This window comes from Robinsoniella sp. RHS, from assembly GCF_001029355.1.
Taxonomy (GTDB): domain Bacteria; phylum Bacillota; class Clostridia; order Lachnospirales; family Lachnospiraceae; genus Robinsoniella; species Robinsoniella peoriensis.
In genome coordinates, this window is the sequence record NZ_JNGB01000001.1 from 1 (window position 1) to 16,566 (window position 16,566).

A 16,566-nucleotide genomic window follows, 5' to 3' on the forward strand; every position below is an offset into this window, starting at 1 on the left:
AGAGAAGGGGGCGGACCAGGACATTGGTTTTKGAAGGCGTATAGCAGAGCTGAGCATTTACTTACCTTCCCGAAGTGCTTTTTGGCGGATAGTATTCGACTGGCTCCCATCGGATACTAAGCGGGCAGTGAGCTGCGAAATGCATCAGGATTTCGGAGCGAATGCCCGCGTGCCGCCAAAAAGTGCTCCGGGAAGGTTAGAAAATGCCAGTTCTGCGGTAAGCCTTCCAAACCAATGTCCTGGTCCGCCCCCTTCTCTTTCCGTACACTACCTACATCTACAAAGCGTCCCCTTCCTCAGCAAAACCCAAATTTAAGCTATAATTATCTGCTCTAATATACTATGTATAAGATCATGATTTCAAGCAAAAAAAAGACACCATATACAGGTGCTTTTCAAAAGTACTGATATTACTGCCGGCAATGGGACTTGAACCCATACGTGGTTGCCCACAACAGATTTTGAGTCTGCCTCGTCTGCCATTCCGACACGCCGGCTTAAGTTGATGTGTTCCTCTCAACGAAAATAATTCTAACATAAGATACCAAATTATGCAAGCATTTTTTGAATTTTTTTTATTTTTCCTAATTTATCGACAATAAGAACTTTTCTGAATGGAAACTGCCCCATAAGGGATCGGATGTATTAAAAACACACCAATCCTTTATGAGGCAGAATGCAATGAGATCAGGCAGCTGTGGCCAAATACTACTCTTCTACTAACTTGTTATATAGATCAAAACAATCAAATGTAGCAAAGTAATCTTGTGGAGTTTCCGCGCGGCGGATTAAAGCGGTGCTTCCATCTTCTTTTAAGAGTATTTCAGCAGATTTCAGTTTACCATTATAGTTATATCCCATGGAAAAACCATGTGCTCCGGTATCGTGAATTACCAGAAGGTCACCTTTTTCAATTTCAGGCAGCATTCTGTCAATTGCGAACTTATCATTATTTTCACACAGAGATCCTGTTATGTCATACTTGTGGTCACAAATCTTGTTTTCTTTGCCCATGACGGTAATATGATGATAAGCGCCGTACATTGCCGGGCGCATCAGATTGACAGCGCATGCATCTACCCCGATATATTCTTTATGGGTATGTTTTTCATGAATCGCCCTGGTAACCAGACATCCGTAAGGTCCCATCATAAACCTTCCAAGCTCCGTATAAATGGCAATATCACCCATATTGGCAGGAATAAGCACTTCTTCATATACTTTTCGAACACCTTCTCCAATAGCACGGATATCATTTGATTCCTGATCCGGGCGGTAAGGTATTCCGATTCCTCCGGATAGATTGATAAATGTTACATGGGCACCGGTTTCTTTTTGAATCTCTACGGCTGTTTCGAATAATACTTTAGCAAGCATTGGATAATAATCGTTTGTTACCGTATTACTTGCAAGGAATGCATGGATTCCAAACTCCTCCACCCCTTTGCTCTTTAATATTTTAAAAGCCTCTTTGATCTGTTCTGCTGTCATGCCGTATTTGGCATCTCCGGGATTATCCATAATATCATTGCTGATTTTGAATAAACCGCCCGGATTATAGCGGCAGCTGATTTTCTTAGGCAGCGTTCCAATCGCTTTTTCCAGAAATTCGATATGTGTAATATCGTCCAGATTAATAATAGCATTCAGTTCATGTGCATATTGAAATTCTTCCATTGGCGTGTCGTTGGAAGAAAACATAATATCATCGCCGGTTGCGCCGATTGCTTTCGCCAACATAAGCTCTGTCTTGGAAGAACAGTCACAGCCGCAGCCATACTCCTGTAAGATATTGATCAGAAATGGATTTGGTGTTGCTTTTATGGCAAAATATTCTTTATAACCCTTATTCCAGGAAAAGGCTTCTTTCAAAGCTTTTACATTTTCCCGTATTCCTTTTTCATCATAGAGATGAAATGGTGTAGGATATTTATTTACTATTTCTTCCAGCTGTTCTTTTGTTACAAAAGTTTCTTTCTTCATAATGCTTCTCCTCTTATGCTTATTTGCTGATTTCGCATCAGATGTAGTCTTCGGGTCAACTATAATATGCACATTTTTATTTGTCAATACTTAACCGCCAAAAAAGTCATTCACACGGTTTTTATAATCACTTAGATGATTATATTGTAAAATAGAGTACTGGTTTAGCTGTTCTTTAAAAGAATCTTCGGAATACTGGTGATAGTTTCCATCTTTATCAATATATACATTTGCAGTTATAACAGGTATTGTCTTTCGAAGATCTTCTAAATAAGATTGATAATCAGTTAAAGGCAGCCCGGCATTGGAAAGGAGTAATCCACTGAGATAGTTTGGACTTATCATAGGGATATCCTGATTCTCCAGCTTATAATTTGCCCACATAACCATAGGTACGATATAACCGTTCTGGTATTCTTCCACAGAAGCATCCTGATTGATATGATTCAGTTTCAGAATAGGTTTTGCCACATTATCAGCGGGCTGATGGTCTCCAAACATTACGATTATGGTAGGTTCCGATTCTTTTTTAAAGTAATCGGTGAGTTCTTGAAAAGCTTTATCCGATTCCTTAATTAATGTCAGATACTGTTCCGCCGCCCGCACATTATCGGATTTCTTCTTATCGGCATATTGTGATAGGGTAATGGTTGGTTCAAACCCCGGAAACTCTTTATCATAGCCACCATGATTTTGCATGGTTACTTCGAAGGTAAATATTCTATCATCCTTTGCCTTGTTTTCATAGATTTCAATAATTTTCTGAAATGCTGACTCGTCACTGATATAGTCACGGATTTTCTTTGGTTTTTTGAAATCTGTTTTTGAAAAATATGTATCAAATCCAAAATAGGAATATACATTTTCCCGGTTCCACCCCTTTGAATTGTACGGATGGATGGCAGTTGTTTTATAGCCCAGACTTTTTAAATAGTTTGGCAGTGCGGGCATGGGGTGGCGTACAAACTGTTGGTATGCCACACTTCCGCTGGGTAAAAATGCCATAGTATCACTTGTCAGAAACTCATATTCTGTATTTGCGGTATTTCCACCTTTTACTGAAACAAACATATCAGATTTAATGGTATTTTCTGTCAGGGAGTGGATGAAAGGCATGTAGTCCTCGTTGGTTTCAAATTTTCCACGGACAGACAGATCTGAAAAGGCTTCATTCATTATTACGATAATATTGGGCTTATCTTTTGAAGTTTTTTTATTTGTACTAGCTGCAGAAGCCACCTGCACCTTTGATTCAGACATAATTTCTTCTGCTTCTTTTGGGGTGTAATCTTCTGGCTTTTGTATATGTAGATATCGAAAGTTGGTAATGAATGCAACAGCAAAGCCATTTCTCATATAGATCCGTTTTGGGGCGAATAAAGTATGATATAGCTTAAATACTTCTGTAGTTCGCTCAGATTTTACAACAGTGACATATCCTGCCATACAAATAGATGAAAAAAGGAGGACCGCCAGTCGGATTCGAAGGTTCTTGATTTTTACCTGAATTTTTTCAGCACAGATCATAAGATAGGCAAAACCAAAGATTAGGAATACAAATCTATAATCAAAGGTAAAAGAATAATTATCTGTGATAGAAAGTGCCGTCCTTGCTGCCAGAAAATCCCAAGGCATTAATGGTGAGGAGCGAAATTGAATCACAAAGAAATTTATTACACCAAAAATTAGTGGAATTAAAGTTGCAAGTACATATCCCCATTTTATAGAGTTTAACAGAGAACTACAAATTGCATACAACAGATAATAAAATACTAAATTAAGCAAAATAACAATTTTCTTAATATCAGTTATCTCATGGGTGAAAGATTCGATTCCGATTAAAGAAAAAAATGGAATCATTATTAAGAATAATATGCTCAGGAACTTTGGAAATTGAACGTTCAGGCTTATCAAAGCCCCGGCTGCCAAAGATATCATAATACAAAGAACCAGCTTGACGGCATGCCCTTTACTGTGCATTGCCGCCAAACTGGAAAGTAATATAAGTGTACAGGTTACTAAAATGGATATACCTATTCTTATTTTTGATTTCGTAATTATATTTTTCATTTGTCATAACTCCCCGAAATATCTTCTGTATCCGAAACAGATAAATTCCCCGGTATTAACCTCCGAAAAATTTATCTACCCGGTTTTTATTATCACATAAGTGATTATATTGTAATATAGAATACTGGTTTAACTGATCTTTATAAGCTTCATCAGAATATTCATAAAACTGACCATCTTTGTCAATATAAATGTTTGCCGTAATAACAGGGAGTGTTTTACGCAGTGACTGCAAATAGGTCTGGTAGTCGGTCAGGGGAAGTCCTGCCTGTTCCATTAACAGTCCACTTAAGTAATTTACACTGATTTGATTAATATCCTGCTCCTCAATATCATAATTAGCCCACATAATCATTGGAACTTTATATCCATTCTGAAATTCTTCAATGGAGGATTCCTGGTCAGTATTATTCAGACGCAGGATCGCATTAGCGATATAATCAGATGGCTGATGATCGCCAAACATTACCACAATGGTATCTTCATCTACATTGCTGAAATAATTAATTAACTCTTCAAAAGCCTGATCTGTTTCTTTTACCAAAGTAAGGTAACGTTCCGTAGAGATAACACTTAAGGTCTTCTCCTCTTCCGGAATCTGTGTTAATTCTATAGATGGCTCAAATCCGGGGTACTCTTTACTATAACCGCCATGGTTCTGCATAGTAACTTCGAAGGTAAACATTGGCTCTCCGGGGGTCTTATTTTCATAAGTTTCAATGATTTTATCAAATGCTGATTTGTCACTGACATAGCCACGGATTGTTTCCGGGTTTTCAAAATCATCCTGGGAATAGAATTGATCAAAACCAAAATAGTCATACACCTTATCTCTGCTCCATCCGGTTGCATAATAAGGATGGATAGCGGTGGTACCATACCCCATACCTTTCAGATAACTTGCCAGCGTTGGCATGGATCCTTTTACATATTGCTGGTATGCGACACTTCCGGTTGGAAGGAATGCCATAGAATCGCCTGTCAAAAATTCAAATTCGGTATTGGCGGTATTACCCCCCTTTACAGATACGAACATGTCCGCTTTGATGGTGTTTTCTTTCATGGAACGGATAAATGGCATATAATCTTCATTTGTCTCAAAATCACCGCGGTAAGCCAGGTCTGTAAATGCTTCATTCATGATCACGACGATATTCGGTTTTTTTTGCTTTTTTGTCTCGTTCGCAGAAGCATTGACAGAGGATGTCTTTTCCTTTTCGATTTCCTGCTCTACTTTTGTTACTTCTTCCGGTGAATAGCCTTCGGGCTTGTCTATATCCAGATAGCGCAGATTTGCCAGGAACGCCACCATAAAGCCATTGTTACGATACAATACATTGGGAGTAAATAAAATATCATCCAACCCGAACATATCTTTTACAGTGTCCGTTTTTACTTCAGTTACATAACCTGTCATAAGAATAACAGATAGAATCAGGGCTATTAAACGAACTTTTATATTTTTAACTGAAAAAACAGTCTTTTCGCCAATAATCATTAAATAGATAAAACCAATAAGTACAAATACTAAACGATAAGAAAAGGTAAAAGTATAATTATCTGTAATTGTTATCGCTGTGCCAAGCGACATAAAATCCCATGGTACGATGGGCGAAGAACGAAAGCTTACAACAAAGTAGTTGGCAACCCCGAAAAACATTGGTACTGCCGTAGCAAGTATATATCCCCATCTTGTGGAACCCAGTAAAAAAGTGCCGATTGCGTACAGCAGATAGTAAAACATAAGGTTCAGGATAAATATTAATACGGTCAGATCCCATGGTACATGGGTGTAAAATTCCATCGTACACAGAGCCAGAATGGGAATTAAAATAAGTGCTGCGATTCCCAGGGGTTTTGGCAGCTTAAATTTTAAAGCGATTAAAACACCTGCTGCAACAGATAAAAGCAGTGAAAGCACCAGTTTGCCGCTATGCATCCCATCGCCGTTCACTGCCAGTATAGTTAATATAATAAGAATAATTGTCACGGCAGAAGCCATGACAATTCGTAATTTTGATTCAGTAAATATTTTTTTCATCTCAACAATCCAATCTATTTTGCTTGTAATACATGCATCATGTTCGTTATTGCACCCTCGCCGGTAACAACATTGGTAGCAGGATCACCTGCCGTAAATATTACCAGATCCCCTTTATTTACGAGATTTTTCTGACGTAATGTAACCATCGGGCTGGAAATAATATGCTCTGTCGTATTTTCATTATTTCCCTTCATCGGATAAACGCCCCAATACAGCTGCATTCTGCGTACGGTACATTCATTAGGTGAAATAGCATATATTGGCATTTCCGGTCTGAAATTAGAGATTAATCTCGCTGTCTGTCCGGAAATAGTCGGGATTACAATACAGGCTGCGTCCAGGTTACGTGCAGTAGATACGGTAGCAAATCCAACTGCGCTGGAAATATTTTTCTTTCTTCTGCTTTTACTGTTCTTAACAAGCATTTTATAATCCAGATGTAATTCCGTAGTTTCAGCAATTTTCACCATCATCTTCAATGCTTCTAAAGGATATTTGCCCATTGCTGTCTCTCCGGAAAGCATGATCGCATCGCTGCCGTCATATACCGCATTTGCCACATCTCCCGCTTCTGCTCTGGTTGGACGAGGGTTACGGATCATAGAATCCAGCATCTGGGTTGCAGTAATAACCGGTTTGTAATGTTCATTACATTTGTTAATAATCTTTTTCTGAATGTATGGAACTTCATCAGCAGGTATTTCAACACCAAGATCACCTCTTGCTACCATGATTCCGTCAGCCACGTCAATGATTTCATCTATGTTTGCGATGCCTTCGGCATTTTCAATCTTAGCTATAACATTGATATGTTCGCCGTGATTATCTTTTAAAAGCTTTTTGATATCACGGATACACTGGGCATTACGTACAAACGATGCTGCAATAAAATCAAAGTCCTGCTCAATTCCAAATAAAATATCTTCTTTATCTTTATCTGTCACACCAGGAAGGTTTACGCTGACATTTGGTACATTGACTCCTTTACGCTCACCAAGTTCACCGCCGTTTACAACAACGCATTCAATTTCTCTTTCTGAGACTTTCTTAACAACGAGTTCAATTAAGCCGTCATCAATTAAAATAAAATCGCCTTTTTTAACATCCTTTGTAAGTTCCGGATAAGTAATGGAACATCTCTTATCATCGCCTTCGATTTCTTCCATTACCAGAGTAAACTCTTCGGCTTCTTTTAACTGTACTTTTTTATGGTCTTTTAATACTCCGGTACGGATTTCCGGACCTTTCGTATCTAAAAGCATAGCCACCGGAATTCCAAGTTCTGTACGGACATCTTTAACTAATTGGATTCTGCCCAGATGTTCTTCATGATCACCATGGGAAAAATTAAAACGTGCAACATCCATACCGTTATTTACCAGATCACTAAGCAATTCCCTGTTGTTTGTATTTGGTCCCATTGTACATATAATTTTCGTTTTTTTCATAATGCGCCTCCTGATGTTGTTTGAGATATATTCTTATTTTCATAGAAAACCTGAGTTCCAGAGCGTGTTTTAAAATTCATTCCCGCCATCTGCACGCCCCACTTTACGGCATATTTGCCCCGAATTCAGGTTACGCAGTCCGCTGCGCGCCCTTCATTCGGGACAAATATCCCTCAAACTGTGACGCGCGGCTGTCAGAAAGCAATTTTCAGACACACTCTAGCGGTGGTGCTTTTTCACATGTTCATGTGTGAACAGATGATCCTGACAGTATTCATAATTGCCGTCACATTTGGAACAGAAACGAAATTCCAGATCTTCTCCGTCCAGTTCTGTCCTGCCGCATATTGCACATTTATGTTTTGTAAGACCGCCTGAAGACTGTCTTGTTTCCTGCTTAAACTTCTTTTTCCGCCTTATTTCACCCGGAGAAACTCTCCTGAAATCTCTTGTTCCAAGGAAGAAAATAATGAAGTTCATTAAGGAAGCAATAATTGCAACTTTAATCGGCCAAGAGGATTTAAAGAAGGAAAACAGGATAAATACTCCATATAAAATTCCCATCCACTTGATTTTAATCGGTATAACAAAATACAATAACACCTGCATATTGGGATAACATAAAGCAAATGCAAGGAAAATTGACATATTAATGTAATAAGTACTGAAAATAGGACCAAACAGTTTACCGCCGCCCAGTACAAAATACAGAATAAATGCTCCTATATCCGTAAATAGAAGACCGGCAAGAATATAAAGCGTATAACGGAAAGCACCCCAGGTATTTTCCAGAGAAGTACCCAAAGAGTAATAAAAGAACAACATGATAACCGTAAATATGCTAAGTGATTCCGGCGGCACTAATATCCAGGTAACTATACGCCAGATCTGACCTCTGAGAATGTAGTAAGGTTCCAGCGTTAAAAAACTCATGATATTCGGCTGAAAAACATTAAAAGTGTAACCCAGGATGTAGCAGATGATAAGGTATAAGGATAAATTACGGATACCGTACCTGCCAAATTTACGTTCCAGTTTATTTATAAAGTCCATTTATACTACCTTTCTTTAAAATAAATTCTTTTTTGAAAAAATCAAAGCTACAACAAGACTTAAAATTAATGAAAACAAAATAACCAGTGCGAAACCATAGGGACTGCCGGAAAATGGCATACCGCTGGAATTCACATTCATACCATAAGCACTGAAGATCATGGTCGGAATAGACATTACAATGGTCACAGTTGCTAAAAATTTCATTACAATATTCAGATTGTTGGAGATAACCGATGCAAATGCATCCATCATACCGCTTAAAATACCGCTGTAGATATTTGCCATTTCAATTGCCTGCTTATTCTCAATAATAACATCTTCCAGAAGTTCGGTATCTTCCGGATAATGTTTAATACCTTCGGTTTTCAGCAGTTTCTCAAGGACAACTTCATTCGACCTAAGTGAAGTTGTAAAATACACCAGACTCTTTTCCAGTTCCAGCAGTTCAATCAGCTCCTGATTTTTCGTGGACAGATGAAGTTTTTTCTCCACGACTTCACTTTTCTTATCAATGATACGCAGATAATGCAGGAACATGGTAGCGTTCTTATACAGAATCTGTAATATGAATCGGGTTTTCTTATAGGTAAAGAAATTCCGTACCCTGCCGTCCATAAAAGCGGAAAGCACCGGCGTATCCTCCAGGCATACGGTAAAAATGATTTCATCTGTTACGATAATAGACATTGGAATTGTTCCGTACCAGTCTTTGTCATTACGTTCCTCAATGACAGGGATATCCACCAGTATCATCGTATAGTTATCTTCTACTTCAATTCTGGACCGTTCTTCTTCATCCAGAGGTGCCCGCAGGTCATCTACCTCAATATTGTATTCATTTGCGATGTCTAATATTTCTGTTGCTGTTGGGTCTACCAGAGCAATCCAGCAACCCTCCTGTGCTTCATTTACCTGATGAATTGCACCATCAATTGTCCTAAAAATTTTGATCATGACTCCATAATCTCCTTTCAATTATCCATAGAACAGGATAATCTTCCGAAGGCCTGTCCTATGCGTATTTTTCTATATGAACTTCGCTATTATTTTCCCTAGGACTAGGACCACCCTCCATGGAATCACACTTCCTTTCTTTCTCCAAAATATCTTGCAACTAAAGGACATTATAAAGACTAAAAAACTATTTGTCAATCGAAGCCATCATTTTTTTCATCTCTTTACAATATTTTAACAATTAGGTATACTAGTAAGAGGCAATAAAGAATGGCTGAAGCATATTGTACAAGGAGGATATTATGGCAGGATCAACATTTGGCAATCAATTTAAAATAACGACCTGGGGAGAATCCCACGGAAAAGGCATCGGAGTTGTGGTAGACGGCTGTCCGGCAGGGCTGGCTCTTTGCGAGGAGGATATTCAAAAAAATCTGGACCGAAGAAAACCCGGACAAAGTAAATATTCTACTCCCCGTAAAGAAGACGATGCGGTAGAAATCCTCTCCGGTGTTTTTGAGGGAAAAACAACAGGGACTCCGATTTCCATGATTGTTTATAATAAAACACAGCGTTCTTCTGATTATGGAGAAATCGCTGATTACTACAGACCGGGGCATGCAGATCTGACTTATGACACGAAATATGGATTCCGGGACTACCGCGGAGGCGGACGTTCATCCGGAAGGGAAACCATCGGGCGTGTAGCCGGCGGTGCCATTGCAATTAAAATACTGGATCTTCTGGGTGTACAGCTTCTGACTTACACCAGATCCATCGGTCCTGTCAAAATAGATAATAATAATTTTGACCGTAGTATTATTTCCCAAAATCCACTATATATGCCAGATGCCGAAGCTGCTCAGCGTGCTGGGGCATTTTTAGAGGAATGTATGCAGCATGGAGATTCTTCCGGCGGCATGATTGAATGCATTGTAAAAAATATGATACCGGGCGTTGGCGATCCGGTTTTCGAAAAATTAAATGCGAACCTGGGAAAAGCGCTTCTATCCATAGGTGCCGTTAAATCTTTTGAAATTGGTGACGGCATTGCCGTATCACAGGCTCTTGGCAGCGAAAATAATGACCAGTATACACTTTCTTCAGAGGGGCATAAAGTAAAACTCACGAATCACTCTGGAGGAATAATGGGAGGAATCAGTGATGGCAGCGATATTCTCCTGCGGGTAGGCATTAAGCCTACACCATCTATTAAAAAGGAACAGTCTACCATAACAAAAGATGGCAGAAGCATACAGATCAAGGTAAAAGGAAGACATGATCCGGTGATCGTCCCCCGTGCTGTGGTTGTGGTGGAATCCATGACGGCTATCACGTTGCTGGATATGTTATTTGCCAGCATGACTTCCCAGATGGACCATCTGATCAGATTTTTTCACAGGTAACAAGAAAAGACAGCCGCACAAACCTGCGGCTGTCTTTAATGAATTTACTCTTCTACTTTTGAAATCAAAATGCAATTTGGCGTTTCAACTTTGACCGGTTTGCCCTTCATTATTAATAGTCCTTTTTCATAATCGATGGTAAAGAAGCGAATTTCATTGCTTTCATGGTTAAGGACAACTAATGTCTTTTCATCCGGGAACACATCGATATCTTTTGGATAATCCCCGCTGATTGGTAAAATGCAGACCTCTTCTAACATTCCGTTTTCCTGATTGATGCGGAATACTCCGGCACTATTGTCTCCTGCCGAAGAACAATACAGGTATTTTCCACTTGGAGCAATCTTCAGGCCCGAAGCTGCACAACCGCCTTCTTTCTGGTCCATTGGTGTGCGTACTGTCTGAATCAGCTCAAATTGAGGGGACTTACCTGCGCCGTCATAGGTATATACGTTAATTTCATTGCTGAGTTCACAGATAACATATGCATATTTTCCATCCTTGCTGAAACGTATGATCCTGGGACCTGACTCCAGCTCACATCTTAAGATATCATATAATTTTAATTTTCCGGAGGTGGGGTTCACGGTATAAAGCTTTATATGGTCAATTCCGTTGTCTACGACACAGAGATATTTTCCGTCCGGTGTTGGCATTACACAGCTGATATGGGGTCTGAAGTTACGTTCAGCAACACTTCCAAGGCCTTTATGGAAAATACCGTCCACTACACTTCCAAGACGGCCATCCTGGTGAATCCGTACAACGCTGACTTTACCGTCATGGTATCCGCCCACAAATAAAAACTTACCATCCAGATCCGTAGAAAGAAAACAGCCTCTCATCCCATCGATATCTACCTGGTTTATGGGCTCTAAATCTCCATTGGGGAATATTTTTAATACTTCAACACCTTCATCTGCTATGGAATACAGATATTGTCCGTTTGGAGATTTCGTAATATGGGAAGCGTTATTAACTGAAACCACATTCCGCTCACTCATTGTCCCCTCTTCAATATCTAAATCATAAATATGAATACCAACACTGCTTCCATGTGTATATGTACCTACATAAGCAACGTATTTACTCTTGCTCATTATCTTATCCTCCTTAGCTAAAAACTTATGTCTCATTAATTTCTTATATCTTACCATAAACTTATCTATTTGTTAATAGAAATCAGAAGAAAAATTTAGCAAATAGTGCGTGACATTCCGATCATTCTATGCTATATTGTTTCTGTTTACAATTGCTAAACTTTATGTTTATTTATACTATTAGTTGAGAGGTAGGAAAATGGTTATCGGACAAAAGCTAAAAGAACTGCGTATTGCCAAGGGTCTGACCCAGGAAGAACTGGCTGGCAGAGCTGAACTTTCCAAAGGTTTTATTTCCCAGCTGGAACGGGATCTGACTTCTCCGTCCATCGCCACTCTGGTGGATATACTCCAGTGTCTGGGAACCAATCTGAATGAATTTTTCTGTGAAACGACGGAAGAACAGGTCGTATTTCATGATACAGACTATTTTCAGAAGGTTGACTCTGAATTTTTCAATAAAATTGAATGGATCATTCCCAACGCGCAGAAAAACATTATGGAGCCTATCCGCCTGACTTTAGAACCCGGCGGAAGCACTTATCCGGACAATCCCCATGAGGGGGAAGAATTTGGATATATATTACAGGGGAATATTACACTGTATATTGGTAAACGTATTTATAAGGTAAAAAAGGGAGAATCTTTTTATTTTAATCCAAGCCAAAGACATTATATTAAAAATACAGGGAAAAGCAGTGCTGTCCTGATCTGGGTCAGCTCTCCGCCCAGCTTTTAAATCAGGAGGTACGACATGAGTAATAAATTAATCGACTTAACGCATATAACAAAATCCTATGATGGACAAAAAGTTTTGGATGACCTTAATCTCTATATACGGCAGAATGAATTTCTAACACTGCTTGGTCCAAGCGGCTGCGGCAAAACTACCACCCTTCGCATTCTGGGAGGATTTGAAAACCCTGACAGCGGCAATATAATTTTTGACGGTAAAGATATTACGAATCTTCCGGCAAATAAACGTCAGTTAAACACAGTATTTCAAAAATACGCACTTTTTACACATATGACTATTTCTGAAAATATAGCATTCGGATTGAAAATTAAGAATAAGAGTAAAAATTATATTAATGATAAAATAAAATATGCCTTAAAGCTGGTTAATCTGGAGGGATATGAAAACCGCTCTCCCGATTCCTTAAGCGGCGGCCAGCAGCAGCGAATTGCAATTGCTAGGGCAATTGTAAATGAGCCGAAAGTGCTTCTGCTGGACGAACCTCTGGGAGCCCTGGATTTGAAACTGCGTCAGGATATGCAATATGAATTAATCAGGCTAAAAAACGAATTGGGCATTACCTTTATCTATGTGACACATGACCAGGAAGAGGCCTTAACCATGTCTGATACGATTGTGGTTATGAATCAGGGATACATTCAGCAGATTGGTTCTCCAGAGGATATCTACAATGAGCCAGAAAATGCATTTGTGGCGGATTTTATCGGGGACAGCAATATTATTGCGGCAACCTTCATGGAAGATAAACTTGTTAAAATACTGGGTGTGCCCTTCCCTTGTGTAGATGTGGGATTTGGGCATAATACACCTGTGGATGTAGTGATCCGCCCGGAAGATATTGACCTTGTTAAACCAGAAGAAGGAACCATAACAGGTGTCGTAACCCATCTGATCTTCAAAGGCGTCCATTATGAAATGGAGGTACTGGCCAATAATCACGAATGGCTTGTACACAGCACGGATCTCTTCCCCGTGGGAACGGAAGTGGGCATTCATGTAGATCCTTTTGATATCCAGATTATGAACAAACCTATTTCAGAAGATGAGGAGGCGGTAAATATTGAAGAGTAAACGACTATTAGCCGGACCTTATCTCTTTTGGGCGGTTTCCTTTATAATTATTCCCCTTCTGATGATTGTATATTATGGTTTGACTGCAGAAGACGGATCTTTTACCCTGATGAATATTGCCAGGATTACAACAGCAGAAAACTTAAAAGCTTTAGGCCTGGCGATCCTGCTTGCCGTGATCAGTACCGTGATCTGCCTGGTGCTGGCATATCCATTGGCGATGATTTTAAGTTCCTCTAATATGAACCAGTCCAGTTTTATTGTTTTAATTTTTATTTTACCTATGTGGATGAACTTTTTACTGAGAACGATGGCATGGCAGAATCTCCTGGAGAAAAACGGTGTTTTAAATGATATTTTAACATTTTTTCATTTAGCACCGCTTGAGATTATTAATACACCCTATGCGATTGTATTAGGCATGGTTTATAATTTTCTTCCCTTCATGGTACTGCCCTTATATAATATACTGAGTAAAATAGATAAAGATGTAATTAATGCGGCAAAGGATTTAGGTGCCAATAATTTTCAGACTTTTGTTAAAATTACTTTTCCGCTGAGTCTTCCAGGCATCATCAGCGGAATTACCATGGTTTTTGTTCCGGCACTTACTACTTTCGTAATTTCCGACCTGCTGGGCGGCGGTAAGATTCTATTAATTGGTAACGTCATTGAGCAGACATTTAAGCAGGGAAGTAACTGGAATCTGGGCAGCGGGCTGTCTCTTGTGCTTATGGTATTCGTAATTGCAAGTATGGCTCTGGTTTCTAAGTACGATAAAGATGGAGAGGGGGCTACATTCTAATGAAAAAAGCGGCACAAAAAATTTACCTGATCTTAATTTTCATTTTACTGTATGCACCCATTGCAACCCTTATCGTACTTTCATTTAATGCTTCCAAGACCCGCGCTAAATGGGGCGGTTTTACTTTAAAATGGTATAAAGCTCTTTTCCAGAATGAGCAGATCATGAATGCTTTTTACACTACGCTGATCATCGCACTGCTCTCGGCTCTGATTGCTACTTTGATCGGCACCATGGCTGCAATCGGCATTCAGAGTATGAAACGAAAATACCGTACCCTTTTTAACGGCCTTGCCAACATACCTATGGTAAATGCTGAAATCGTAACGGGTGTATCTCTGATGCTGCTTTTTATAGCGTTTCATGTAACACTGGGATTTAGTACAATCCTGATGGCGCACATTACGTTTAATATTCCATATGTTATGTTGAGTGTAGCTCCAAAACTAAAGCAAACCAAGCGCAGTACTTATGAAGCAGCGCTGGATCTTGGAGCTTCTCCCCTGTATGCTTTTTTTAAAGTTGTATTTCCGGATATTATGCCGGGTGTATTGTCCGGATTTTTGCTGGCATTTACCATGTCCCTGGACGATTTTGTAATTACCCACTTTACAAAGGGACCGGGGATTGACACCTTGTCAACAAAAATTTATACTGAAGTACGTAAGGGAATCAAACCGGAAATGTATGCGCTTTCCACTCTTCTGTTTGTTTCTGTGCTGGTATTGCTGATTATGGTAAACATGTCGCCAAAAGAACAGGTTCATGACAAAAGAACAACGGCAAAGAAGAAAACAAAGTTAACCGGTATCTTTAAAAAAGTTATTCCGGCACTTATGGCGTTCGTGATTGTGGTAGGAGGCTTTTACTATGGTTCCCAGGGCTCTCTTGCCGGCGATAACAAGGTGATTGTATATAACTGGGGAGAATATCTGGATCCGGAAGTAATTACCATGTTTGAGGCGGAAACCGGCATAGATGTAATCTATGAGGAATACGAAACAAACGAAATCATGTATCCTAAAATAAAATCAGGAGCAATTGCATATGATGTAGTCTGCCCCTCCGATTATATGATCCAGCGTTTGCGGGAAAATGACCTGCTGGCGGAAATAAACTTTGACAATGTTCCAAATATTAAAAATATCGGAAAAACTTATCTGGAGAAATCAAGGGAATTTGATCCTGAAAATCTCTATTCCGTGCCATATTGCTGGGGGACGGTAGGTATTCTATACAATAAGACCATGGTGGACGAACCGATTGACAGCTGGTCTGTACTGTGGGATCCGAAATACAAAGATAATATTTTAATGCAGGACAGCGTCAGGGATGCTTTTGCCGTAGCCCTGAAAGAACTTGGCTATTCCCTGAATTCATCCGACCTGGATGAGCTGACCGAGGCTAAAGATCTTCTGATTAAGCAAAAACCATTGGTTCAGGCTTACGTCATTGACCAGGTGCGTGATAAGATGATCGGAAATGAGGCAGCCCTGGGCGTTATTTATTCCGGAGAAGCAATTTATACTAAGACGGAGAATCCGAACCTGGAATATGTAGTGCCAAAAGAAGGTTCTAATATGTGGATTGATTCCTGGGTAATTCCAAAGAATGCAGAACACAAAGAAAATGCGGAAGCTTTTATTAATTTCTTATGCCGTCCGGATATTGCATTGATGAATTTTAATTACATTACCTATTCTACACCGAATACAGAGGCGCGTAAAATGATAGAGGACGATGCAATCCGCAACAATCCGGTTGCTTTTCCGGATGATACCGTATTAAACCGCTGTGAAACCTTCCGCTATCTGGGTGATAAGGTAGACCAGACCTATAACGAATTGTGGAACAAAGTAAAATCAAATTAGG

At 39.5% G+C, this 16,566-nt stretch carries 15 protein-coding genes and 1 tRNA gene; 6 read left to right on the plus strand and 10 right to left on the minus strand.

Translation table 11 applies throughout. The annotated features are described in order from the left end of the window. Positions 1 to 414: 414 nt before the first annotated feature. The 7 genes from RHS_RS00010 to RHS_RS29770 form a co-directional block, all read right to left on the minus strand. Positions 415 to 497 (minus strand) — tRNA-Leu (locus RHS_RS00010). A 211-nt stretch (positions 498 to 708) separates the two neighbouring features. After that, on the minus strand, positions 709 to 1,983 hold the full coding sequence (locus RHS_RS00015) for a diaminopimelate decarboxylase (RefSeq protein ID WP_047832028.1): 1,275 nt from the start codon (positions 1,981 to 1,983) through the stop codon (positions 709 to 711). Between the two features lie 90 nt (positions 1,984 to 2,073). Continuing rightward, positions 2,074 to 4,053, minus strand: coding sequence for an LTA synthase family protein (locus RHS_RS00020; RefSeq protein WP_395020847.1), 1,980 nt, complete (start codon positions 4,051 to 4,053; stop codon positions 2,074 to 2,076). 55 nt (positions 4,054 to 4,108) lie between these two features. Continuing rightward, a complete protein-coding gene (locus tag RHS_RS00025) occupies positions 4,109 to 5,992 on the minus strand; it encodes an LTA synthase family protein (RefSeq protein ID WP_395020955.1) in 1,884 nt (627 codons plus the stop codon). Beyond that, entirely contained in the window at positions 5,985 to 6,074 is a 90-nt protein-coding gene (locus tag RHS_RS29765; protein WP_377143895.1) for a hypothetical protein, read from the minus strand. The genes RHS_RS00025 and RHS_RS29765 overlap by 8 nt, the downstream gene beginning before the upstream one ends. 34 nt (positions 6,075 to 6,108) lie before the next feature. Further along, positions 6,109 to 7,545, minus strand: a complete 1,437-nt coding sequence (gene pyk / locus RHS_RS00030; RefSeq protein WP_027294175.1) for a pyruvate kinase — start codon at positions 7,543 to 7,545, stop codon at positions 6,109 to 6,111. Beyond that, on the minus strand, positions 7,542 to 7,640 hold the full coding sequence (locus RHS_RS29770; protein WP_394910369.1) for a hypothetical protein: 99 nt from the start codon (positions 7,638 to 7,640) through the stop codon (positions 7,542 to 7,544). The genes pyk and RHS_RS29770 overlap by 4 nt, the downstream gene beginning before the upstream one ends. Before the next feature lie 15 nt (positions 7,641 to 7,655). Between RHS_RS29770 and RHS_RS29775 the strand changes: the two genes are divergently transcribed. After that, entirely contained in the window at positions 7,656 to 7,799 is a 144-nt protein-coding gene (locus RHS_RS29775; protein WP_395020957.1) for a DUF6783 domain-containing protein, read from the plus strand. Here RHS_RS29775 and RHS_RS00035 read toward each other — a convergent pair. Next, complete coding sequence (locus tag RHS_RS00035; RefSeq protein ID WP_027294176.1) at positions 7,765 to 8,598, minus strand: hypothetical protein; 834 nt, start codon at positions 8,596 to 8,598, stop codon at positions 7,765 to 7,767. The genes RHS_RS29775 and RHS_RS00035 overlap by 35 nt on opposite strands. Before the next feature lie 15 nt (positions 8,599 to 8,613). After that, positions 8,614 to 9,555 (minus strand): magnesium transporter CorA family protein, encoded by a 942-nt coding sequence (locus RHS_RS00040; protein ID WP_027294177.1) that lies wholly within the window; start codon positions 9,553 to 9,555, stop codon positions 8,614 to 8,616. A 302-nt stretch (positions 9,556 to 9,857) separates the two neighbouring features. Between RHS_RS00040 and aroC the strand changes: the two genes are divergently transcribed. Then, entirely contained in the window at positions 9,858 to 10,961 is a 1,104-nt protein-coding gene (gene aroC, locus RHS_RS00045; protein WP_027294178.1) for a chorismate synthase, read from the plus strand. 44 nt (positions 10,962 to 11,005) lie between these two features. Here the strand turns inward: aroC and RHS_RS00050 are convergent, their stop codons facing one another. Then, positions 11,006 to 12,061, minus strand: coding sequence for a lactonase family protein (locus RHS_RS00050; RefSeq protein ID WP_027294179.1), 1,056 nt, complete (start codon positions 12,059 to 12,061; stop codon positions 11,006 to 11,008). A gap of 199 nt (positions 12,062 to 12,260) precedes the next feature. Between RHS_RS00050 and RHS_RS00055 the strand changes: the two genes are divergently transcribed. The 4 genes from RHS_RS00055 to RHS_RS00070 are packed head-to-tail and all read left to right on the plus strand — an operon-like array spanning position 12,261 to position 16,565. Further along, on the plus strand, positions 12,261 to 12,800 hold the full coding sequence (locus RHS_RS00055; protein WP_027294180.1) for a helix-turn-helix domain-containing protein: 540 nt from the start codon (positions 12,261 to 12,263) through the stop codon (positions 12,798 to 12,800). 15 nt (positions 12,801 to 12,815) lie between these two features. Beyond that, complete coding sequence (gene potA, locus RHS_RS00060) at positions 12,816 to 13,889, plus strand: spermidine/putrescine ABC transporter ATP-binding protein (protein ID WP_027294181.1); 1,074 nt, start codon at positions 12,816 to 12,818, stop codon at positions 13,887 to 13,889. Then, positions 13,879 to 14,694 (plus strand): ABC transporter permease, encoded by an 816-nt coding sequence (locus RHS_RS00065; protein ID WP_027294182.1) that lies wholly within the window; start codon positions 13,879 to 13,881, stop codon positions 14,692 to 14,694. Before potA ends, RHS_RS00065 begins: the two co-directional genes overlap by 11 nt. Then, positions 14,694 to 16,565 carry an extracellular solute-binding protein gene (locus tag RHS_RS00070; protein WP_044295967.1) on the plus strand — a complete coding sequence of 624 codons (1,872 nt, stop codon included), beginning with the start codon at positions 14,694 to 14,696 and terminating at the stop codon, positions 16,563 to 16,565. Before RHS_RS00065 ends, RHS_RS00070 begins: the two co-directional genes overlap by 1 nt. Position 16,566 lies beyond the last annotated feature (1 nt).

What these genes read in the sequence shown, in the direction of transcription:
- RHS_RS00020 (WP_395020847.1), bottom strand. Translation starts at nt 4,053, where the DNA reads ATGAAAAATATAATTACGAAATCAAAAATAAGAATAGGTATATCCATT.
- RHS_RS00070 (WP_044295967.1), top strand. Translation starts at nt 14,694, where the DNA reads ATGAAAAAAGCGGCACAAAAAATTTACCTGATCTTAATTTTCATTTTA.
- RHS_RS00035 (WP_027294176.1), bottom strand. Translation starts at nt 8,598, where the DNA reads ATGGACTTTATAAATAAACTGGAACGTAAATTTGGCAGGTACGGTATC.
- RHS_RS00015 (WP_047832028.1), bottom strand. Translation starts at nt 1,983, where the DNA reads ATGAAGAAAGAAACTTTTGTAACAAAAGAACAGCTGGAAGAAATAGTA.
- potA (WP_027294181.1), top strand. Translation starts at nt 12,816, where the DNA reads ATGAGTAATAAATTAATCGACTTAACGCATATAACAAAATCCTATGAT.
- pyk (WP_027294175.1), bottom strand. Translation starts at nt 7,545, where the DNA reads ATGAAAAAAACGAAAATTATATGTACAATGGGACCAAATACAAACAAC.
- RHS_RS00055 (WP_027294180.1), top strand. Translation starts at nt 12,261, where the DNA reads ATGGTTATCGGACAAAAGCTAAAAGAACTGCGTATTGCCAAGGGTCTG.
- aroC (WP_027294178.1), top strand. Translation starts at nt 9,858, where the DNA reads ATGGCAGGATCAACATTTGGCAATCAATTTAAAATAACGACCTGGGGA.
- RHS_RS00025 (WP_395020955.1), bottom strand. Translation starts at nt 5,992, where the DNA reads ATGCATAGCGGCAAACTGGTGCTTTCACTGCTTTTATCTGTTGCAGCA.
- RHS_RS00050 (WP_027294179.1), bottom strand. Translation starts at nt 12,061, where the DNA reads ATGAGCAAGAGTAAATACGTTGCTTATGTAGGTACATATACACATGGA.
- RHS_RS00040 (WP_027294177.1), bottom strand. Translation starts at nt 9,555, where the DNA reads ATGATCAAAATTTTTAGGACAATTGATGGTGCAATTCATCAGGTAAAT.